This is a genomic window from Alicycliphilus denitrificans (assembly GCF_044792555.1).
Classification (GTDB): Bacteria; Pseudomonadota; Gammaproteobacteria; order Burkholderiales; family Burkholderiaceae_C; genus Alicycliphilus; species Alicycliphilus denitrificans_A.
Window position 1 is genome coordinate 3815001 of record NZ_CP126238.1, and the last position, 21032, is coordinate 3836032.

At 66.8% G+C, this 21032-nt stretch carries 24 protein-coding genes (1 of these 24 only partly in view); 4 read left to right on the forward strand and 20 right to left on the reverse strand.

Annotation, left to right across the window (positions count from 1 at the left end):
- Nucleotides 1-590, forward strand: partial view of an ATP-binding cassette domain-containing protein gene (locus P7644_RS18090; RefSeq protein ID WP_404300627.1) — the 3' end only. It extends 1297 nt beyond the left edge of the window; only the last 590 of its 1887 coding nucleotides appear in the window; the start codon falls outside the window, past its left edge; it ends in the stop codon at nucleotides 588-590.
- 12 nt (nucleotides 591-602) lie between these two features.
- Here the strand turns inward: P7644_RS18090 and P7644_RS18095 are convergent, their stop codons facing one another.
- The 7 genes from P7644_RS18095 to P7644_RS18125 form a co-directional block, all read right to left on the reverse strand.
- Entirely contained in the window at nucleotides 603-1715 is a 1113-nt protein-coding gene (locus tag P7644_RS18095; protein WP_404300628.1) for a chemotaxis response regulator protein-glutamate methylesterase, read from the reverse strand.
- A gap of 37 nt (nucleotides 1716-1752) precedes the next feature.
- Nucleotides 1753-2475: a chemoreceptor glutamine deamidase CheD gene (cheD, locus tag P7644_RS18100; protein WP_404303248.1), complete on the reverse strand. Its 723-nt coding sequence runs from the start codon at nucleotides 2473-2475 to the stop codon at nucleotides 1753-1755.
- 28 nt (nucleotides 2476-2503) lie between these two features.
- Complete coding sequence (locus P7644_RS18105; RefSeq protein WP_404300629.1) at nucleotides 2504-3415, reverse strand: CheR family methyltransferase; 912 nt, start codon at nucleotides 3413-3415, stop codon at nucleotides 2504-2506.
- The gene (locus P7644_RS18110; RefSeq protein WP_404300630.1) at nucleotides 3415-3903 is read right to left on the reverse strand and encodes a chemotaxis protein CheW; all 489 of its coding nucleotides are present in this window, start codon (nucleotides 3901-3903) and stop codon (nucleotides 3415-3417) included. Before P7644_RS18110 ends, P7644_RS18105 begins: the two co-directional genes overlap by 1 nt.
- Nucleotides 3904-3937: 34 nt before the next feature.
- Nucleotides 3938-6064 (reverse strand): chemotaxis protein CheW, encoded by a 2127-nt coding sequence (locus tag P7644_RS18115; protein WP_404300631.1) that lies wholly within the window; start codon nucleotides 6062-6064, stop codon nucleotides 3938-3940.
- 51 nt (nucleotides 6065-6115) lie between these two features.
- Nucleotides 6116-6478, reverse strand: a complete 363-nt coding sequence (locus P7644_RS18120) for a response regulator (protein ID WP_404300632.1) — start codon at nucleotides 6476-6478, stop codon at nucleotides 6116-6118.
- Between the two features lie 64 nt (nucleotides 6479-6542).
- On the reverse strand, nucleotides 6543-6992 hold the full coding sequence (locus P7644_RS18125) for a hypothetical protein (RefSeq protein ID WP_404300633.1): 450 nt from the start codon (nucleotides 6990-6992) through the stop codon (nucleotides 6543-6545).
- Nucleotides 6993-7095: 103 nt separating this feature from the next.
- Here P7644_RS18125 and P7644_RS18130 point away from each other — a divergent pair, with 103 nt between their 5' ends.
- Nucleotides 7096-8217, forward strand: a complete 1122-nt coding sequence (locus P7644_RS18130; RefSeq protein ID WP_404300634.1) for an ATP-binding protein — start codon at nucleotides 7096-7098, stop codon at nucleotides 8215-8217.
- Nucleotides 8214-8843 (forward strand): response regulator, encoded by a 630-nt coding sequence (locus P7644_RS18135; RefSeq protein WP_404300635.1) that lies wholly within the window; start codon nucleotides 8214-8216, stop codon nucleotides 8841-8843. The genes P7644_RS18130 and P7644_RS18135 overlap by 4 nt, the downstream gene beginning before the upstream one ends.
- Before the next feature lie 97 nt (nucleotides 8844-8940).
- Here P7644_RS18135 and fliR read toward each other — a convergent pair whose 3' ends face one another.
- The 13 genes from fliR to fliF all read right to left on the reverse strand — a co-directional run bounded on the left by fliR (nucleotide 8941) and on the right by fliF (nucleotide 20264).
- Entirely contained in the window at nucleotides 8941-9711 is a 771-nt protein-coding gene (gene fliR, locus P7644_RS18140; RefSeq protein WP_404300636.1) for a flagellar biosynthetic protein FliR, read from the reverse strand.
- Nucleotides 9712-9716: 5 nt separating this feature from the next.
- On the reverse strand, nucleotides 9717-9986 hold the full coding sequence (gene fliQ, locus P7644_RS18145; RefSeq protein WP_404300637.1) for a flagellar biosynthesis protein FliQ: 270 nt from the start codon (nucleotides 9984-9986) through the stop codon (nucleotides 9717-9719).
- Nucleotides 9987-9996: 10 nt separating this feature from the next.
- Nucleotides 9997-10752: a flagellar type III secretion system pore protein FliP gene (gene fliP, locus P7644_RS18150; RefSeq protein ID WP_404300638.1), complete on the reverse strand. Its 756-nt coding sequence runs from the start codon at nucleotides 10750-10752 to the stop codon at nucleotides 9997-9999.
- Nucleotides 10745-11086, reverse strand: a complete 342-nt coding sequence (locus P7644_RS18155) for a FliO/MopB family protein (protein ID WP_404300639.1) — start codon at nucleotides 11084-11086, stop codon at nucleotides 10745-10747. The genes fliP and P7644_RS18155 overlap by 8 nt, the downstream gene beginning before the upstream one ends.
- Before the next feature lie 25 nt (nucleotides 11087-11111).
- The gene (gene fliN / locus P7644_RS18160) at nucleotides 11112-11534 is read right to left on the reverse strand and encodes a flagellar motor switch protein FliN (RefSeq protein WP_404300640.1); all 423 of its coding nucleotides are present in this window, start codon (nucleotides 11532-11534) and stop codon (nucleotides 11112-11114) included.
- Nucleotides 11524-12528, reverse strand: a complete 1005-nt coding sequence (fliM, locus tag P7644_RS18165; RefSeq protein WP_404300641.1) for a flagellar motor switch protein FliM — start codon at nucleotides 12526-12528, stop codon at nucleotides 11524-11526. The genes fliN and fliM overlap by 11 nt, the downstream gene beginning before the upstream one ends.
- A gap of 15 nt (nucleotides 12529-12543) precedes the next feature.
- Entirely contained in the window at nucleotides 12544-13125 is a 582-nt protein-coding gene (fliL, locus tag P7644_RS18170; protein WP_404300642.1) for a flagellar basal body-associated protein FliL, read from the reverse strand.
- 164 nt (nucleotides 13126-13289) lie between these two features.
- The gene (locus tag P7644_RS18175; protein WP_404300643.1) at nucleotides 13290-14939 is read right to left on the reverse strand and encodes a flagellar hook-length control protein FliK; all 1650 of its coding nucleotides are present in this window, start codon (nucleotides 14937-14939) and stop codon (nucleotides 13290-13292) included.
- A gap of 5 nt (nucleotides 14940-14944) precedes the next feature.
- A complete protein-coding gene (gene fliJ / locus P7644_RS18180; protein ID WP_404300644.1) occupies nucleotides 14945-15403 on the reverse strand; it encodes a flagellar export protein FliJ in 459 nt (152 codons plus the stop codon).
- A gap of 5 nt (nucleotides 15404-15408) precedes the next feature.
- Nucleotides 15409-16827 (reverse strand): flagellar protein export ATPase FliI, encoded by a 1419-nt coding sequence (gene fliI / locus P7644_RS18185; protein ID WP_404300645.1) that lies wholly within the window; start codon nucleotides 16825-16827, stop codon nucleotides 15409-15411.
- Nucleotides 16817-17557, reverse strand: coding sequence for a FliH/SctL family protein (locus P7644_RS18190; protein ID WP_404300646.1), 741 nt, complete (start codon nucleotides 17555-17557; stop codon nucleotides 16817-16819). The genes fliI and P7644_RS18190 overlap by 11 nt, the downstream gene beginning before the upstream one ends.
- Entirely contained in the window at nucleotides 17544-18539 is a 996-nt protein-coding gene (gene fliG, locus P7644_RS18195; protein WP_404300647.1) for a flagellar motor switch protein FliG, read from the reverse strand. Before fliG ends, P7644_RS18190 begins: the two co-directional genes overlap by 14 nt.
- 30 nt (nucleotides 18540-18569) lie before the next feature.
- Nucleotides 18570-20264, reverse strand: coding sequence for a flagellar basal-body MS-ring/collar protein FliF (fliF, locus tag P7644_RS18200; RefSeq protein ID WP_404300648.1), 1695 nt, complete (start codon nucleotides 20262-20264; stop codon nucleotides 18570-18572).
- A gap of 175 nt (nucleotides 20265-20439) precedes the next feature.
- On the opposite strand from fliF, the gene fliE reads away from it, so the two are divergent.
- On the forward strand, nucleotides 20440-20751 hold the full coding sequence (fliE, locus tag P7644_RS18205; protein WP_404300649.1) for a flagellar hook-basal body complex protein FliE: 312 nt from the start codon (nucleotides 20440-20442) through the stop codon (nucleotides 20749-20751).
- Nucleotides 20752-21032 lie beyond the last annotated feature (281 nt).

Genomic DNA, 21032 nt, shown 5'->3' on the forward strand with positions numbered 1-21032 from the left:
CACTCTCGGGCGGCGAACGCAACCGGCTGCTGCTGGCGCGGCTATTTGCCCGCCCGGCGAATGTGCTGGTGCTGGATGAACCGACCAACGACCTGGACATCGACACGCTGGACCTGCTGGAAGAGCTGCTGCAGAGTTACGACGGCACGGTGTTCCTGGTGAGCCACGACCGGACCTTCCTGGACAACGTGGTCACCAGCACCATCGCCAGCGAGGGCGGGGGCCTGTGGCGCGAGTACGAAGGCGGGGTGCAGGACTGGCTGACCCAGTCGCGGCGCAGCCGCGAACTGGCTGGAGCACCAGCGGCGGCCGGCAGGAATACCAGTCAAAATGACGTCAAGCGCTCTCCAGAAAAGCGCGAGCAGCTACAAAAAAGAAAGCTGAGCTACAAGGAGCAGCGCGAGCTGGAGCTGCTGCCCACACAGATCGACGCGCTGGAGGCCGAGCAAAAGGCCATCCGTGACGAGCTGGCCGATGGCGGCCTGTATGCCCGCGATGGCGCCCGCGCCACATCGCTGCACGAGCGCGACGGCGAGATCGAGGAGCTGCTGATGCAGGCGCTGGAGCGCTGGGCCGAGCTGTCGGCCTGAGGCGCCCGCAGCTCAGATGCGGTGGTGCAGCCGCTCGGTGGATCCACGCAGGCGCGCGATCAACGCCGGGGCGATCTGCGTGAGCGGCAGTACCTCGTCGGCCGCGCCATGGGCGATGGCCTCGCGCGGCATGCCGAAGACGATGCAGCTGGCCTCGTCCTGCACGTAGTTGTAGCTGCCCGCGTCCTTCATTTCACGCATGGCTGCCGCACCGTCGGCACCCATGCCGGTGAGCATGATGCCGTAGGCATTGCGTCCCACGACAGCTGCTGCCGACTTGAACAACACCTCCACCGAGGGCTTGTGCCGGTTTACGGGCGGCCCGTCGTCCACCACGGCTACATAGTTGGCGCCACTGCGGGCGATGTAGAACTGCTTGCCCCCAGGGGCAATGTAGGCGTGGCCGGGCAGGATGCGCTCGCCACTCACGGCCTCTTTCACCGTAATCTGGCACAGGCTATTGAGCCGCGCCGCAAAACTGGTGGTGAACCCCGGCGGCATGTGCTGGGTGATGACAATGGCCGGTGAATCGGCCGGCAGGTGCACCAGCACCTCACGTATGGCCTCGGTGCCGCCGGTGGAGGCGCCTATGCAAATCAGCTTCTCGGTGGACAGGCGCCCCAGCAGCGCCGATGCCGCTGGCGGGGGCGCGGCAACCGGCGCACCAGCGCTATCGGGTTGCGCGATGGCGCTGGCGCTGCGCACCGGGGCGCGGCGCACATGAGCCGAGGCCGCCACGCGGATCTTGTCCACGATCTGCGTGGCCAGGTCGTTCAGTCCGCCGGCCAGGCCTACGCGCGGCTTGGCCACAAAATCGACGGCGCCCAGTTCCAGTGCCCTCATCGTCACCTCGGCGCCACGCTCGGTCAGTGTGGAGATCATCACCACCGGCATGGGCCGCAGACGCATCAGGCGCCCAAGGAAGTCGATGCCGTCCATGCGCGGCATTTCCACATCCAGCGTGATCACGTCGGGATTTTTCTCACGAATCATTTCACGTGCGATCAGCGGATCGTTGGCCGTGCCTATGCACTCCATGTCGCTTTGGCGGTTGATGATCTCGGCCAGCAGGCTGCGCACCAGCGCCGAATCGTCCACCACGATGACGCGTATCTTGCCCTTCATATCGCTTGTTTCCCCTCTTTCTTTGCGCAGGCAACGATCAGAACAGATCGACCGACCCGCCACTGGTAGCGCGTACCACCGTAGCCGCATTGCCGCGTGTCTCTTGCGCCAACGCCTCCGGGTGGGCATGTGCCAGTCGCTTGACCATGGCCTTGCCGGTCACCGGAAAAAATACCACCTTGCGCGGATAAATGTCGAGCACATCCTCGGAGACTATGGGTATGCGCTCGGTGGCCAGATAGTCACGCACGAAGCGGGTGTTGCGCTCACCCACGTTCATCGTGGTGAAGTTGGCCATGACCTGGCCGCCGCCGAAGATCTTCGCTTGCAGGGTTTCGCGGCGTGCGCCCAGCTTCATCATCTCGTTGATCAGCAGCTCCATGGCATAGGAGCCATAGCGCCCCGAGGAGTCGACGCTGTCGCTCTCCGGCAGCATGAAGTGGTTCATGCCACCCACGCGCATACGGCTGTCCCAGAGACAGGCGGCGATGCACGAGCCCAGCACCGTCATGATGGCCAGCTGTTCCCGCGCAACGAAATATTCGCCCGGCAGCACCTTGACGGCGTTGTGCAGGAAATGGTGGTCAAAGAAGAAGAATGCGGCCTCGCCCGGCTTGCGCGGCTGTGCCTTGAGCTGCTGCAGCGTGCTCTGGGGCGCAGGCTCGGCGCCGGCCTGCGCACCGGACGCCAAGGGCGTGACACGCGGCACATGCCTGCGCTCGGGCAGTGCACCGGGCTGCAGCGATGGTGCTATGGGCATGGTGCTCATGTACGGCTTGTGCCTCGGGTCAAATTCGCTCATAGACCGTCTTGCCACGCAAGACGAACAGGTCGCGCGCATCGGTGAAATTTTCCGCATGCCCCACGAACAGCATGCCGCCGGGCTTGAGCACGCGGTGAATGCGCTCGAGCACACGCCGCTGCGTGGGCTCGTCAAAATAAATCATGACGTTGCGGCAAAACACCGCATCGAAGGGCTCGCGAAATGGCCAGCCATCGCGGATCAGGTTCACGCTCAGGAAATCGATGGGCTGGCGCAGCTCCGGGCGCACACGCGCCAGGCCTGCGTTGTCACCCTTGCCTCGCATGAAAAACCGCTGCAGCTGCGCCTGACTCAGGCCTTTCAAGCCTTCGAGCCGGTACACGCCACGCGCCGCCGTGGCCAGCACATTGGAATCAATGTCGCTGGCGGTCAGCTTGAACTGAGCGCGTGGCTGCAGCGCCTCAAGCGCAGTCATGACGATGGAATAGGGCTCCTCCCCCGTGGAGGCGGCGCTGCACCAGACGCTCCATGGCCCAGCAGGGCGCGTACGCAACAGCTGGGCAAAAATTTCAAAGTGGTGCTGCTCGCGGAAAAATGCCGTCAGATTGGTAGTGAGCGCATTCACAAACTCCTGCCACTCAGGCCCGTCACAGCTTTCGAGCCAACCCAGGTAGTCACGAAAGCTGTTGTGCCCGGTCTCGCGCAGGCGGCGCGACAGGCGGCTGTAGACCATGGCATGTTTGCCGTTGTGCAGGTTGATGCCCGCATGCTGGTAAATCAAGGACTGGACGCGTGAAAAGTCGGCCTGGGTCCAGGCGAACTCACGTCCCTGGGCGTCCTGGTCAGCGTCTGCATCCCCCGCCTCCTGGCGGACGCCGGAGCGCACATGGGCGCGGTGCACGGTTGGGGCGTTGACGCTTCTTCGGTGCGAGTGCATCAGCTTGCGGCCGTCGCCAGCCCCATATCCACCCCGGACATCAGCCGTTCTATGTCCAGCAGGATCAGCATGCGCTCGCCCACTGAACCCAGACCGCGTATGCACTGCGCGTCTATGCTGCTCTCAAGCTCGGGCGCGGCGCGCAACTGCTCCGGTGCCAGCTCCATCACGTCGCTGACCGAATCCACGACGATGCCGACCACGCGCTCGCGCAGATTCAGGATGATGACTACCGTGAAACTGTTGTACTCGGCCTGCTCACAGTCAAAGCGCAGACGCATGTCCACGATGGGAACGATGGTGCCGCGCAAATTGATCACGCCCTTGATGAAGGCTGGTGCGTGAGCGATGCGCGTGGGCGCCTCATAGCCCCGGATTTCCTGCACCTTGAGGATATCGATGCCATATTCCTCTTGCCCCAGACGGAAGGTGAGGTATTCCTTCGCCCCTGCCGCCACGATCTCCACACCCTTGTCCACCACGTTCATGCCTTGACTCCTCGATATTTCAGCTTTACCCGCATCAATGCCGTGCGCGGCGCACCAGCGCGCCCGTGTCCAGAATCAAGGCCACGGTGCCGTCGCCCAGGATGGTGGCGCCCGATACATTGGGCACCTTGCGGTAGTTGGTCTCCAGGTTCTTCACCACCACCTGGTGCTGACCCAGCAGCTCATCGACAAGCACCGCCACGCGGCTGCCATCGACCTCGACGACGACCATGATGTTGTTGCCGACGCTCGGCTCATCGGCGGGCCGCGGCACCTGGAATATCTTCTCCAGCGCCACCACCGGCATGTATTCGTCGCGCACCTTCACCAGTTGCGCGCCCTGGGCCACGGTATTCAGATCGCCGGCGTTCACCTGGAACGACTCCACCACAGACGACAGCGGCAGGATGTAGACCTCGTCGCCGACACCGACCGACATGCCGTCCATGATGGCCAGCGTAAGCGGCAAGCGCACCGATACGCGCATGCCATAGCCCTCGGCCGAGTCGATCTCCACCGAGCCGCCCAGCGAGCTGATATTGCGCTTGACCACATCCATGCCCACGCCGCGCCCGGACACATCGGTCACCACATCCGCGGTGGAGAAACCCGGCGCAAAGATCAGTTGCCAGACCTCGCCGTCGGGCATGGAGTCGGAGACATCCAGACCACGTTCGCGCGCTTTTTTGAGGATCTTCTCGCGCGACATGCCCTTGCCGTCATCGCGCACCTCGATGACGATGGAGCCGCCCTGGTGCGCTGCGGACAGCGTCAGCGTGCCTTGCTCGGGCTTGCCCACGGCCAGGCGCTCCTCGGGCAACTCGATGCCATGGTCCAGGCTGTTGCGCACCAAGTGGGTCAGTGGGTCGGTGATCTTTTCGACCAGACTCTTGTCCAGTTCGGTGGCCTCGCCGTGGGTGACGAAGTCCACCTTCTTGCCCAGCTTGCCCGCCAGGTCGCGCAACATGCGCGGGAAGCGGTTGAAGACGATGGACATGGGAATCATGCGGATGGACATCACTGATTCCTGCAGGTCGCGCGTATTGCGGTCCAGGTCGGCCAGGCCGGCCAGCAACTGCTGGTACAGGCCCGCGTCCAGGCCGCGGCTGTTCTGCGCCAGCATGGCCTGGGTGATAACCAGTTCGCCCACCAGGTTGATGAGTTGGTCCACCTTGTTCACGGCTACGCGTATGGTGGAGGACTCCATGGATGCATGGTTCGCTCCCCTGGACTCCGCCGAGGCGCGGGCCGCCGCCGGCCGTGCGGCAGCAGGCGCAGCCGATGCGGCCAGGGCGGCGACGGCCACCTCGTCGACAGGCACGCCCGGCGCACCGGCAAAGAAGCCATAGGGCTCGGCCGTGGCCGCTGCAGCCTGTTGCGCGGAAGCAGGATCGACTGCAACAGCGGGGGCGCCATGGATGGCCACCTGTTCCTTGGCGACGTGGAAGGCAAACAGATCCAGCAGGTCCTCATCGCTGGAGGCGGTTTGCACTGCAAAGCGGCGCATGCCGGCGCGCTCATCGTGCAGATCCTCGATATGCCCCAGGCCGGGAATATCGCGGAACAGTTCCTTGATGGCATCGGCCAGTGCCGGCTGATCAAGCGGGCCGATGTGGATTTCCAGCGCACGCATCCCGCCTGTGGCCGGTGCGGATGCGGGCGAGAGCATCGGCGCAGGCGTCGGCATGGAGGCAGGCGCGGGTTGCGGCTCGATAGCGACCGGCACTGCCGGTGCGGCGCCTGTCACGAGCTCGCTGATGCTGCGCACCAAATCCTGGGTGGATAGGGCCTCGCCCTGCCCACCCGCCTGGTGACGCGCCAGCAGGCTGCGCGAGGCATCGGCCGACTCCAGCAGCACATCCACCATCTGTGCGATCAGGCGCAACTCGTGGCGGCGCAACCTGTCCAGCAGCGACTCCATGTGGTGCGTAAGCTCGGCCACGTCGGCAAAGCCGAAGGTGGCGGCGCCGCCCTTGATGGAGTGGGCGCAGCGGAAAATGCCGTTGAGCTCCTCGTCATTGGCGGCATCCAGGTCCAGGTTCAGCAACATCTGCTCCATCTGGTCCAGGTTTTCGCCCGCCTCCTCAAAGAAGATTTGATAGAACTGGCTGAGGTCGAAGTCCGCGCCTGCGCCGGCGCTCTGTGGGGAGGTGTCCGCCATGTTTTCCGGATTCCTGTGTACTGCGTGAATGGTGGTGCGGGCAGACGCTTGTCAGCGGATGACCTTTTGTATGACTTCGATGAGACGCACGGGGTCAAAGGGCTTGACCAGCCAGCCTGTGGCGCCGGCGGCGCGGCCCGCCTGTTTCATCTGGTCACTGGACTCGGTGGTGAGGATCAGAATGGGAGTGTTCTTGTAGCGCGGATGCTCGCGCAGCTTGCGCGTCAGGCCGATCCCATCCAGGCGCGGCATGTTCTGGTCGGCCAGCACCAGGTGGATGGCGTGGGCCTCGGCCTTTTCCAGCGCATCCTGGCCGTCCACCGCCTCCACTACATGGTAGCCCGCACTGGTGAGCGTGAAGGACACCATTTTCCGCATGGACGGTGAATCATCGACGGCAAGAATGGACTGCATGAAGGCTCCAACGACTCTTGTTTGATTGAATAGGTTCACGTATGGAACAGGCGCCGGCAGTGCTTCAAAACAGCTCCACCGAACCAGCCGCCATTTCCCGTTGCGCCACGGGGTTGGGGCGCTCGGGTGCCATGCCATCGACCGGCGCCGCGTCCTCGCCCTCGTCGCCGCCCATGACCTGGGCCGCCAGCCGAAAGGCGCTGGCCTGCAGCGTGAGGCAGGTGTGGCTGATGAGCTGCGTGGCCATGTCGTGAAACTGCAACTCGGTCACCGCGCTGCGCAGCGCCGTGCGCAAGGCCAGCAGTTCGCTCGACTCTGCTACGAGAGCCTCCGTCAACAAGGCATTGGCCTCGCCAAATCGGGCGAGCAGATTGTCCGTCGCATGATCGAGCAATCCCTCCAGGCGATGCAGGTCATGCGTGGCCATCAGCAGGCAATCCTGCAACTCGGCCGCCACCATCACGGGAACCGGCACCGCAGGTCCCTCGTCTGGCGTATTCAGCGTAGATTGCATGCTTTCTCCATGGCTGCCGGCCACTCGCTGCGGCAATTTCCCTGTACCGGCCTGGATACTTCCCGTCGGAAGCCGTAGACCCACTTGTTCCAATATGTATCCTATGATACCTATTTCCACAAACCCCGACGCTCCAAAAAGACCTGTGCGAGTACTGCATCTTGAAGATTCGGCCGCAGACCATGCGCTGGTGCGGCTGACTTTGCGCCGCGCAGGCCTGCACCACGAGATCCGCCAGGTGGAATCACTGGAGGAATTCTCGCAGTGGGTCGGTCGGGAGAGCTACGACCTGATCCTGGCCGACTACCGCCTTGCAGGCTTCACCGCGCTGGATGCCTGGCGCGTGGTGGAAGAACAACCCGCTCACCCGCCCTTCGTGCTGCTGTCGGGCGCCATCGGCGAGGCGGCCGCGGTGGATGCCATGCGCCTGGGCTTTGCCGACTACCTGCTCAAGGACGACATGGCGCGCCTGCCGCATGTGCTGCAGCGCGCCATCGAGGTGGCCGAGGCGCGCCGTGCGCGCGAGCAGGCCGCGGCCGAGCTGGCCGCGTCCGAGCAACGCCTGGCCGATCTGGCCGAGCATCTGCAGACCTCGATCGAGGAGGAACGCACGGCCATCGCACGCGAGATCCACGACGACATCGGCGGGGCTCTTGCCGCCGTGAAGTTCGACCTGGCCTGGATATCCCGCCACAGCCAAGAGGACGGCCTGCGCCAGCATGCCGCGAGCGCCACCGAGATGCTGCAGCACGCCATGGACGCGAGCCAGCGCCTGATGATGAGCCTGCGCCCGCCGGTGCTGGACCAGGGACTGGTGGCCGCCGTGCGCTGGCTGGCCGAGTCGTTCGAGCGCCGCACGCGCGTGCCCGTGCGCATGAGCGCCAGCCGCGAGGCCATGGACATGCCCAGCGCGCTGCAGCTCGTGGCCTACCGCACGGCACAGGAGGCGCTGACCAATGTGCACAAGCATGCCCAGGCGAGCCGCGTGCACATCGACCTGTCGGACCACGAGGGCGTGCTGACGCTGGAGGTGCAGGACGACGGCCGTGGCATCGCGCCCGAGATGCTGCAAAAACCCCGCTCCTTCGGACTCAAGGGGCTGCAGGAGCGCGCCCGGCGCGCCGGCGGCTGGCTGGACATCAGCAGCCGGCCCGGCCAGGGCACCTCAGTCATCATGAGCCTGCCGCTAACATCGGGCGCCTGTAATGCAGGAGAAGAGCCGTGATCCATGTGGTGCTTTGCGACGACCACGCCGTGCTGCGGCGCGGCATACGCGACACGCTGACCGAGTCGCCCGAGATTCGCGTGACCGGCGAGGCCGGCAGCTACCCCGAGCTGCGCGAGGTGCTGCGCAGCGCCGCCTGCGACGTGCTGCTCCTGGACCTGAACCTGCCCGGGCGCAGCGGCCTGGAGGCGCTGGCCAGCCTCAAGGAGAGCCACCCCGCGATCAAGGTGCTGATCGTCTCCATGTACCCCGAGGACCAGTACGCGCTGCGCTGCCTGAAGGCCGGCGCGCATGGCTATGCGAACAAGGCGGGCGACCCGGTGCAGCTGATTGCCGCGGTGAAGACCGTGGTCGAGGGGCGCAAATACCTGACTCCCGAGGTGGCCCAGCTGCTGGCCGACAGCCTGGCCCAGCCCACACCCGAACTGCCGCACGAGGCGCTGTCCGAGCGCGAGCTGCAGACGCTGGTGAAGATCGCCTCGGGCCGGCGCCTGTCGGACATTGCCGAGGAGTTGCTGCTGAGCCCCAAGACGGTGAGCGTGTACCGCGCGCGCGTGCTGGAAAAGCTCAAGCTGGCCAACAACGCCGAGCTCACGGTGTACGCGATACGCAATCGCCTGGTATGAAAAAAATAGCTGTTTGCGCTTGATATTCAAGCATTTCAAATAGATTTCATTTGAAATCTATTGAAAATCAAACGCAGACAGCTATCTTTTTTATGGCTCAGCGCCCCACGGCAAACAGATCCATGGACTGCTGCAGCAGTGTCAGCATGGGCTGCTCCAGCATCGGCAGCGTGGCCGTGATGCCCAGCATGCCCACGGTGAGCGTGACCGGAAAGCCCACGGCGTAGATGTTCATCTGCGGCGCCACGCGCGAGATGATGCCCAGGGCGAGGTTGACGAACAGCAGCAGCGCAATCATGGGCAAGGCGATCCACAGCGCGCTTGAAAACAACGAGGCGCCCAGCTCATGCAGCCGCATCCGCGCCACGGCCTGCAGGAAATGGCCGCTCACGGGAAAGCTGTCGAAACTCTTGACGACGGCCATCAGCACCATCAGGTGGCCGTTGATGACCACGAACAGCAGCATGGCGACGTTGCCGAAGAAACGCGCCACGGCGCTCACCTGGGCGTTGGCCAGCGGGTCGAAGAAGGAGGCAAAGTTCAGGCCCATTTGCAGGCCTATGACCTCGCCCGCCAGCTCCACGGCGACAAACACCAGGCGCACGGCAAAGCCGATGGCCAGACCCACACCCACCTGCTGCAGCACCGCTCCGGCAGCCTGGCGGCCATTGAGGTCTATCACCGGCTGCTCCGGCAGCACGGCCTGGGCGCACAGCGCCACGAAGAAGGCCAGCCCGATGCGCACGCGCACCGGAATGGCGCGCATGGAGAACACCGGCGCCGCCGTGAACAGGGCCAGCACGCGCAGAAAAGGCCATAGCACCGGCGACAGCCAGGCCATGATCTGGGCCTCGGTGAAGGTGATCAAGGCGCCTATCCGACCACGGATGGAATGGATTCGATGGTGCGGCGCAGGTAGTCCACCAGCGTGGAGATCATCCACGGCCCGGCGATGGTGAACACCACCACCGCCGCCAGCAGCTTGGGCACGAAGGCCAGCGTGGCCTCGTGGATCTGCGTCACGGCCTGGAAGATGCTCACCAGCAGGCCCACGGCCATCACCACGCCGAGCACCGGCAAGGAGATCATGAGCAGCAGGGTGAGCGCATCGCGCCCCATGGTCAGCACGAATTGGGAGGTCATGAAAAATCCTTCAGGTCGCGAAGCTGGCGGCCAATGAACCGATGAGCAGGTTCCAGCCATCGGCCAGCACGAACAGCATGAGCTTGAACGGCAGCGCCACCAACACCGGCGACAGCATCATCATCCCGAGCGACATGAGCACGCTGGAGACCACCATGTCGATGATCAGGAACGGGATGAAGACCATGAAGCCGATCTGGAACGCGGTCTTCAGCTCGCTGGTCACGAAGGCCGGCACCAACACGCGCAGCGGCGCGGTCTCGGCCGTCACGCCCTCGTCCAACCGGGCCAGGCGCGCGAACAGCGCAAAGTCGGACTGGCGCGTCTGCTTGAGCATGAAGCCGCGCATCGGCGCCTCGGCCTTCGCGAGCGCCTGCTCGAACGACAACGCGTTGGTGGTGTAGGGTACATAGGCCTCCTGGTAGACCTTGTCCAGCGTCGGCCCCATGACGAACAGCGTGAGGAACAGCGACAGGCCTACGACCACCTGGTTCGGTGGCGCCTGCTGCGTGCCTATGGCCTGGCGCAAAAGCGACAGCACGATGACGATGCGCGTGAAGCCGGTCATCATCAGCAGCACCGCCGGCAGGAAGGACAGCGCGGTGAAGAACAGCAGCGTCTGGATCGGCACCGAATAGCTGGCGCCGCCCGCGCCCGAGCCAATCACCAGCGGCAGCGTGCCCGCTGCGCCGGCCTGTTGCGCATGGACCGCGCCCGCCAGCAGCAGGCAGGCCAGCGCCGCGCCCGTACGTAGGCGTTTATGCATGGCCGCCCTCGCCCGGCACACCGGCCTGCACGCGCGCCGCGGACATTTCCGATGCAAAGTTCGGCGCCTCGCCGGCCGCGGCCGACAGCACATGCAGGCAGTTGATGTGCTGCGCCGTCACCCCCAGCACCAGCAGCGTGCGCTGCTGCGGCGGCCCGACCTCCACCGTGACCACACGCTGCTGCGGACCCACGGCCACGGCCGAGAGCACGCGCGAGCCGGCGCCCGCGCCCGCCTGCAGGCCGGCGCGCCGCTGCTGCAGGCGGCGGATCAGCCATGGCAGGGCCGCCAGGGCGGCCACGAACAGCACGATCAGCAGCAGGGTCTGGGTCATGCCCGCCGTACCAGCCATACCCGCGTCACCCACGGCTGACACGGCGCAGACGCTCGGACGGCGTGACCACGTCGGTCAGGCGGATGCCGAACTTGTCGTTCACCACCACCACCTCGCCCTGGGCAATCAGGTAGCCGTTGACCAGCACATCCATGGGCTCGCCGGCCAGCGCATCCAGCTCCACCACCGAGCCCTGGGCCAGCTGCAGGATGTACTTGATCGGCACCTTGGTGCGCCCCAGCTCCACCGACAGCTGCACCGGAATGTCCAGCACCATGTTGATGTCATGCACCTGGGCATCGCCGCCGCTGCCGTAGGGGCGCGCGGGCTCGCCCGACAGGGGGCCGCCCTGCTCGGCATGGGCCGCCTGCGCGTCGCTGCTCTTTTGTTCTTCCAGGGCCTCGGCCCAGCCGGCGAACGGGTCGTTTTGATCGGATTCAGTTGACATTTTTTTCTCCAACCCAATGGGCATCCCTGCCGCGCAGGCATTCCTCGATGCGGATCGCGTACTTGGCGTTGTGCGTGCCGTACTGGCACTCAAAGACCGGCACGCCCTCAATCGTGGCGCGTATGCGCGGCTCGCGTTCGAGCTCGATGAAGTCGCCCGGCTTCATGGCCAGCAGCTGCTCCACGGTGGCGTCGGCACGCGCCAGCTCGGCCACCAGCGTCACCTCGGCGGCCTGGATCTCGCGCGTGAGCACGCGCACCCAGCGCCGGTCCACCTCGATGGCATCGCCCTGCGTGGCCGAATACAGCACGTCGCGGATCGGCTCCAGCGTGGCATACGGCATGCAGATATGGATGGCACCCGCCAGGTCGCCGATCTCCAGCTGAAAGGCCGTGGACACGACGATCTCGCTGGGCGTGGCGATATTGGCGAACTGCGGCTGCATCTCCGAGCGCTGGTAGGTCAGCTCCAGCGGATAAATGCCCTGCCAGGCCTTCTTGTATTCCTCGGTGATCACGTCCACCAGACGATTGATCACGCGCTGCTCGGTGGCGGAAAAGTCACGCCCCTCGATGCGCGTCTGGAACTTGCCCACGCCGCCGTACAGCGTGTCGATGATGCCGAACACCAGGGACGGCTCGCACACGATCAGGCCGCTGCCGCGCAACGGCCGGATGGAGACGATGTTGAAGTTCGTCGGCACCACCAGCTCGCGCAAAAAGGCGTTGTAGCGCTGCACCGAGACCGCGCCCACCGAGATCTCGGGGCTGCGGCGGATGAAGTTGAACAGGCCGATGCGGAAGTTGCGCGCAAAGCGCTCGTTGACGATCTCCATCGTCGGCATGCGGCCGCGCACGATGCGCTCCTGGCTGGAGATGTCGTAGTTGCGGATGACACCCGCCTCGATCTCCTCCTTGACGGTCTTCTGGCTCTCGCCCGTCACGCCCTCGAGCAGGGCATCGACCTCTTCCTGGGACAGAAAGGATTCACTCACGGCAGTGCCCTCCCCTCACTGGATGATGAAACTGGAAAACAGCACCTGGCGCACCGGGCTGTCGTCCACCTTGGGACGCTGCGGCACGACCTCGTCGTCCTCGCCCTCGGGATCGCGCCGCACCGGACGCTTGAGCGGCTTCGGCTCCGTGAGTCCGAGCGGGCGCAAGGCCTCGCGGCGTATGTCCCCGGCCAGCTTTTCCTTGCCCTCGCGCGTCAGCAGCTCATCGGTTGTGCGCTGCGACACCAGCAGCAGCACGCTGCTGCGAATGCTGGGCATATAGGTCTTGAGGAGTTCGGAGGTCTTGGCGTCCGCCAGCTCCAGCGTAATACCCACCTGGGCAAAACGATCGCCGCCCGGGTCGGCCAGGTTCACCACCATGTTCTCCATGGGCAGGAAGGTGGGAGGCGTCTTGGGGGCGGCCGCCTGGGCCTTGGCGACTGGCGCATCTTCCTCGTCGACGGCACTGCGCTTGGCCAGCAGCAGCCACGCGGCCGCGCCGCCAGCTACCAGCAGCAGGGCAAGAACGGCCATGCCGATGATCAGCTTCTTGCTCTTGCTCTTGGTCTTGGCCGGGGCAGCAGTGGGTTCGGACACGTTGGTGCTTTCTTGCGCGGTAGTCGCGTCAGGCGGTCGGGAGGGGCATACGAGATTTGCCCGATGGCCGATTATTCAATACCGCCCGCCCCCCGATCGCGTGAATAAAAGCCCAAAACCCGGTATTTCATGCGCTTGGCCGGGCCGCAGCCCCAAACGCAGCCTCACACAAAGATATCCACGCCGCGCTCGCCCACCCCCTGCCCGCGATGCGGCGCGCCACCCACCGGGGCCGCAGCCTGCACGCTGGAGCGCTGCGCCCCCTGGCGACCCGGCGCGCGCTCGTCCTGGCGCGCCGCTGCGCCACCGCCCCCGCTGGTGCCCACCGTCATGCCGGCCAGCTGCAGGCCCTGGCGCTGCAGCATATCGTGCAACTGATCGCGGCCGGCGTCGAGCCGCTGGCGCGCCTCGGCCTGGTCGCTGCGCAAGGTCACATGGGCCTGCTCACCCGTGAGTGCCACCTTCACCTCCACGGGCTGGCCGCCCTGGTCCAGCGTCAGCTCGGCGTTCTGGGTCTTGTGGTGCACCCAATAGCTCACCTGTTCGGACATCTGGTCGGCCAGTTGATCGGCCAGCCGATCCCCGGCGCCGCCCTGGCCTGCCTGGGCGGCAGCGGCAAGGACGCCATCCGGCCCCTGTCGCATCGGTGGCCCCAGGCCCTGCAGGCCGCCCCCCGCCGCCAGCGCCGCATCGCTGGCCTGCGGCACGGCATCGCCCGCACCCGTCGCGGCGCCCATGGCCCCGGCTGCGGCCTCGCCTGCCAGGGCGGGCGCTGCCCGCTCGACCTCGACCCGCGCCAGGGGCTGCGCCATGGTCTGCAGGACATCCTGGCCCCCCATGGCCGGCGCGCCCGCGGCCTGGCTCGCCCCCTGGGCATGCGCTGCGGCCTGCGCCGCCACCGGCTCCATGCCAGCCTGGGCAGCGGCCGCACGCATGGCGGCATGGACATGGCCGCGCCCCGGGGCCGCCGCGCCCTGGACGGTATCGGCGGCTTGCCATGGCTGCGTGCGCGCCATACCGCCACGGCCCGTAGGCACAGCCACGCCCTCAGCCTGGGGCATGCCATTGAGGACCGCCACCTCGGCGGCGCCATCGAGCCTGGCCGTCTGCCCCACCAGGCTGTCCAGGCCCTGGCGCACCAAGCCCAGGCCCACGCGCCCGGCCAGGGCATCCGTGCCACCCTCCATTGCCGCCCCCACGCCCTGGGCCAGTGCAACCGTGGGCTGCAGGCCAGTCATCCATGCCGCCAGGGCCGCCGCATCGGGCAGGTTGGCGGCAGGCGGAAGCGCCTCGGCATCTGCGTTGCTCGCGGCGCCGGACTCCATGGCGGGCACCGCGCCCGGCAGGCCCATGCCGCCACCCATGAGCGCGTGCCGATCCTCCCGCGGCGTGGCGCCCACCCCCGCACTTGCCGCAGCCTGCATGGCGCCGGGCACACCGCCCTGGACATCGGCCCCTGCATCGACCACCGCGTCCATGGTGGTGCCAACGGGCAGTTGCGGCGCTGCGGCCATGGGCTGGCCGTCCGCTGTGGGCGGCGCCTGGGCCGCCGTGGACATGGGCCCGGCGGCCACCCCGCGCGGTTGCTGATGGACGAAGTCCATGGCCTGTGCCGCCGTAGACATGGGGCCGGCGGCCACCTGGGGCCGCTCTGAAGCCTCCCCTGCGCCCTGCCCCATGGCCGCAAGCAGCAGTGCAAAACCTGCTTCCTGGGCACCATCCTGTGCCGTGCCGGGCTTGCCGGCCATGCCCTGCGCGGCGCGGGCCACAGGCACGGCCTGAGGCACCAAGGAAGAAGTACGTGTCTGTTCCATCGCTCTTACCCCTGATTCAGTGAATCCGCCCGGGCAGCCGCGCGCTGCGACGCGCGCTCATCGGTCTGTTTTTGTTCGCGGCGCTGTTGCTGCTGCGCCAGCTCGGCGCGGCGGCGCTCCAGCACCTTGCGCAGGCTGGCCAGGCGCAGTTCGGCCTGCAGCAGCGTCTGCCGTGCCTGGGCCACGCGCTGGTCCTGGCCGCGCAGCGTCTGGGTCTGCAGCCCTATGGCGTGATCGAGCCGGCCCATGAAGTGGTAGTGGTGGTGCATCACCTCGGGCTGCACGGCCGCGCCCGCCTTCAGGCCCCAGCGGCCCTGGGTCTCGGCGGCGTAGCCTGTCAGCTGTTCGAGCTGCGCCTGCGCCGCCTGGCGCGCACCCTGCACGTTCTTGAGCGCCTGGCGCGCGGCATCGCGCTGGCGCTCGGCCAGATCCACGGCAACCACAAAGGCGTTCAAGGAGCTCATCTACCTCAGCCCTCCAGCACCTGGCCCATGAGCGCCAGGCAGTCGTCCATGGGGGCAGCCTCGTGCATGCCCTGCTGCAAGAATCCCACCATGCCCGGCTGCAGGCGTATGGCCTCGTCCAGCAGCGGGTCGGAGCCGCTCATGTAGGCCCCCACCTGGATCAGGTCACGGCTCTTCTGGTAGCGCGAGTAGATCGCGCGAAAGCTGCGTGCCATGTCGAAGTGCTCGCGCTGCACCACGTTGTGCATGACGCGCGAGGCCGACTGCTCGATGTCGATGGCCGGGTAATGTCCGCCTTCGGCAAGAGTGCGCGAGAGCACGATATGCCCGTCCAGGATGGCGCGCGCGGCATCGGCGATCGGGTCCTGCTGGTCGTCGCCCTCGGACAGCACGGTGTAGAAGGCGGTGATCGAGCCCACGCCGTTCAGGCCATTGCCGCTCCTCTCCACCAGCGCCGGCAGCTTGGCAAAGCAGCTCGGCGGGTAGCCCTTGGTGGCCGGCGGCTCGCCGATCGCCAGGGCAATCTCGCGCTGCGCCATGGCGTAGCGCGTCAGCGAATCCATGAGCAGCAGCACATGGGCCCCGCAGTCGCGGAAATGCTCGGCAATCGCCGTGGCATAGGCCGCGCCCTGCATGCGCAACAGCGGCGGCGCATCGGCCGGAGCCGCCACCACCACGGAGCGGCCGCGATCCTCTGCGCCCAGGATGTCTTCCACGAACTCCTTGACCTCGCGCCCGCGCTCGCCGATCAGGCCCACCACGATGACATCGGCCCGGGTGTAGCGCGCCATCATGCCCAGCAGCACCGATTTGCCCACGCCCGAGCCCGCAAACAGCCCCAGGCGCTGGCCGCGCCCCACCGTCAGCAGCGCATTGATGGCGCGCACGCCGGTGTCCAGCGGCTCGCGCACCGGATCGCGCTCCATGGCGTTGATGGGGCTGCGATCCATGGGCAATGCCGTGACCCCCTCCAGCGGCCCGCCATGGTCCAGCGGCTGGCCCTGCGAATCGACCACGCGGCCCAGCAGGCCGGGGCCCATGGGCAGGCGCAGCACGCCCATGCTGGTGTCCACGGGCTCGGCCGCCGCGGCGCCCAGCTTCGGCGCGGGTACATGGGCCGCGGCCGGCGTGACACTGGCGCCGCTGGACAGGCCATGGATGTCGCCCGCGGGCATCAGAAAGGCCTTGTCGCCGGCAAAGCCCACCACCTCGGCCAGCACCGGCTCCTGGCCCTGCATCTGCACCTGGCCCTGCATCTGCACCTGGCACTGCGAGCCCACGGGCACGCGCAGGCCCGCCGCCTCCAGCACCAGGCCGGTCAGGCGCGTGAGCGTGCCGCGCACCTCCAGCGGCTGCGTTTGCGCCATGCGCGCGCGCGCCTCGGCCAGCAACTCACCCCAGGCGCCGGCGGGTTCAATCGGCATGGGCATCCTCCCGCCAGGCGGCCGTCAGCCCCAGGGCGGCAATGGCGCGGCGCCAGCGCTTGTCCAAGGTGCCGTCGATCACCATGCCGGCGGACTCCACCAGGCAGTCGCCCGGCTGCACGGCGGCGTCGGCCTGCCACTCGATGCGGGTGCTGGAAAACTCTTCGCGCAACGGCTTCTCCAGCGCCGCCCAGTCAGCTGGATGCAGGCGCACCGTGGCCGGCCGGCTTTCGGCCGCCAACATGCCCAAGGCCTCGCGCACCACGGGCAGCATGGCCTGTGGGTTGCCCTGCACCTCACGGCGCACCACCTGGCGCGCAATGTCGCAGGCCAGCTGCAGCACCTCTTGCGCCATGGTCTGCTGCAGGCCGGTCAGGCTCTGCTCCAGACTCTGCGCCACCTGCGCCAGGCGCTCGGCGGCCGCGCGCCCCTGGCCGGCGACATAGTCTTCAAACTGCTGCTGCGCGGCAAGCTGCGCCTGCTCCTGCCCTTCGGCCAGGCCACTCTCATACCCTTCGGCATGCCCCTGGGCATGGGCCTGCTGCAGCAAGGCCTGCTGCTCGCCCTCGTCCAGGGCCGGCGGCGGCACTGGTTCGGGTATTTGTGGCTGCCGCTCCACCAGGGGGCGCAGCGTGCCCGCGTCATGCACATCGCCAAACTCCCAGCGCATGACGTCGCCCACCTCTTCGCGCGGAATGAAGCGCGTGTAATAACGATTAGACGAAGGCATCGTCGCCTCCAGCGGTCAGCGCAATCTGGCCCTCGTCGGCCAGGCGGCGTACCGTCTTGAGGATTTCCCGCTGCTGCGCCTCGACCTCAGACAGGCGCATGGGACCGCGCGATTCCAGGTCTTCGCGCATGGCGGCGGCGGCGCGCGAGGACATATTCGCCAGGATCTTGTCACGCACCTCGGGCTGCGCGCCCTTGAGGGCCACGACCAGGGTCTCGGAGGCCACCTCGCGCAGCACGGTCTGGATGGAGCGGTCGTCGAGCTTAGCCACGTCGTCGAAGATGAACATCTTGTCCATGATCTTCTGCGCCAGGTCGATGTCGTAGCCACGGATCGACTCCAGCACCGCCGCATCCATGCCCGAACTCATGAGATTGATGATGTTGGCCGCCGCCTGCACGCCGCCCAGCGAGCTCTTGCGGATCTTGTCGCCACCGGCCAGCACCTTGAACAGCACCTCGTTCAAGTCCTTGAGCGCCGTGGGCTGAATGCCCTCCAGCGTGGCAATGCGCAGCATCACCTCGCCACGCTGGCGCTCGTTGAACTGCGCCAGGATGCCCGAGGACTGATCCGGATCCAGATGCACCAGGATGGCGGCCACGATCTGCGGGTGCTCGTTGCGCAGCAGCTCGGCCACCGACAGCGGGTCCATCCACTTCAGGCTCTCTATGCCCGAGACATCGCCGCCCTGCAGGATGCGGTCGATCAGCAGGGCGGCCTTGTCGTCGCCCAGGGCGCGCTTGAGCACCGAGCGCACATAGTTGCTGGTATCGGACACCAGCAGGCTTTGCGCCGCCGCCTCGTTGGTGAAGCGGTTCAGCACCTCGTCCACCTTCTCCCTGGACACGGTGCGCATGCGCGCAATGGTTTCACCGAGCTTTTGCACCTCCTTGGGCGAGAGGTGCTTGAAGACCTCGGCGGCCTCCTCCTCGCCCAGGGACATCAGCATGATGGCCGCGTCGTTCAGTCCCTGCTCATCCATACCGGTCTCGTTCTCTGATGCGGGCAGGCGTCACTCGCCGTTGACCCAGGTTTTGATGATCGTGGCCACGGCCACGGGGTTGTCGCGCGCCAGCCGGCGCGCGTCCTCCAGGCGCAGCTGCTCGGCCGTGGGCTGCAGGTCTTGCGGCTGCACCGGCGCCGCCAGCGCGGGGCGCTCCAGCTCCTCGGAGGCCACGGCACTCAACTGCCCCCCCTGCAACTTGGCTGCCGCCAAATCCGCGTGCGGCCTGGCCTTGAGCGCCGGCCGCACCAAACCCAGCAGCAGCAGGGCCACGGCCAGCGAGATGCCCACGGGCCAACCCAGGCTCCTGGCCAGCTCCACCACCTCGGGCTGCCTCCACAGCGGCAGCTCGGTGCTGACCACCTCATCGACCAGGAAGGGCGCATTCATCAGATTCACCGAGTCGCCTCGCTCCTTGTTGTAGCCAATGGTCTCGCGCACCAGGGCCGTCATCTGCTCGACCTGCTCGGGAGAAAGCGCCTTGCTCGTCGGGGCCTTGCCGGGGGTTTCGCTCACGCTTTGGTAGTTGACCACCACAGCCGCATTCACGCGCTTGATGGCGCCCATGCCGCCACGCGTCACGCGCGTGGTCTTGTCCACCTCGTAGTTGGTGATGGATTCACGCCGGCCCTGCCCCTGCGCGCCCGGTTGCTGCTGGGCGTTGGCGGCCGTGGGCTGCGGGTTGGCGCCGTTGATGGGCGCGGTGGAGTTTTGCGGCGGCTGGTTGCTCACTGCGCCGGGCACGCCCGTGGGCGGCTGCGCACCCTGGAGGCCGCCGCTCTCCACCACCTGCTGGCTGCGCACGGCGCTGGCGTCCGGCGCCAGATTCGGGCGGTGCTGCTCGGTGGTGGATTCGGTCTGGCTGAAGTCCACCTCGGCCGTCACCTGGGCCTTGACATTGCTCTTGCCCACCACGGGCTCCAGCAGGTCCAGGATGCGGCGTGTGTACTGCTGCTCGATCTGCTGCACATAGGCCAGCTGCTGCGCGTCCACGCCATTGCCGCCGGCCCCGTCGGGCGATTGCGACAAGAGCTTGCCCGTGTCGTCGAGCACGCTCACGGCCGAGGGCGCCAGCTCGGGCACGCTGGAGGCCACCAGGTGCACGATGCCGGCGAGCTGCGCGCGATCCAGCACCCGGCCCGGGTACAGGGCCAGCAGCACCGAGGCCGAGGGCTTTTGCTGCTCGCGAAAAAACCCATTTTGCTGCGGCAGCGCCAGGTGCACGCGCGCGCTCTGCACCGAGGCCAGCGCCTGGATGGAGCGCGTGAGCTCGCCCTCCAGCCCGCGCTGGAAATTGAGCCGCTCCTGGAACTGGGTCACGCCGAAACGGTTCGTCTCCATCAGCTCGAAGCCCGTCACCGAACCCTTGGGCAGGCCCTGCGTGGCCAGGCGCAGGCGCACGTCGTGCACGCGCTCGGCCGGCACCATGATGGCGCCGCCGCCCTCGGTGTACTTGTAGGGCACGTTCATCGTGGTCAGCTGGGCCACGATGGCACCGCCATCCTTGTCGTTCAGACCCGAAAACAGCACCCGATAGTCGGGCTGGCGGCCATAGAAAAACGCGGCCGCCAGCACCCCGAGCAGCAGCAGCGCGGCCGCCCCCAGGCGCATGCGCGCGCCGCGGTCAAGCGTGGCCAGCCGCTGCTGCCAGCCGGCGCTGGCGGCGGAATGCGGGGGGACAGGGACTTCGGCAACTGCAGACATCATGCTTTCCACAAAAAGGCGGGGCCAGGCGGAACTCTGGCAGTGCTGCGATTATTCAGGTCCGGCCCGGCGCCGTTCGCGGGATAAGCCCCCTCTTTGGCCATCTTTTCCCCGAGCTGCACTCCTGCCAGCGGCCTAGGATTACACCATCGCCCCAACTCCCGACGTACCGGCCATGGACCTGCGCATCAACAGCACCCCGAACCCGCTGACCAGCACCCAGCTGGCGCGCCGCGTGACGGCGCCGCAGCCGGGCACCCAGGAGGTGGGCTTTTCCTCGGCCTTCAAGAACGCCCTGCAATCGGTCAGCGCCGCGCAAGACCGCGCCGGCGACCTGCAGCGCGAGGTGCAGATGGAAAACCCCAGGGTCAGCATCGAGGAAACCATGGTCGCCATGCAGAAGGCACAGGTCGGCTTCCAGGCCACGCTGCACGTGCGCAACCGCATGGTGCAAGCCTATACCGACATCATGAACATGCAGGTGTGAGGCGGGCCACCCTCGCAAACGCTCCTTGATTAATAGCTATAAGCGCTTTCCAGAAAAGCACTGCAGCCATTTTTAGTCACTTATAGCCACACAATGTGGCTGCCCAGCACCCAGCGTCAGAAACCGTCATTGCGGCGACCGCCGCAATCCAGATGCTTGCATGTGCCACAAGCCGTCCCTGCTCCCTCGGCCCCGGATCGGAGTGCGGGGTGACGTTCTTGCGCCGGAATGACGGGCTTCATTCAGAGGGTGAGAGGAAATCAAAAAAGAGCCGGCCACCT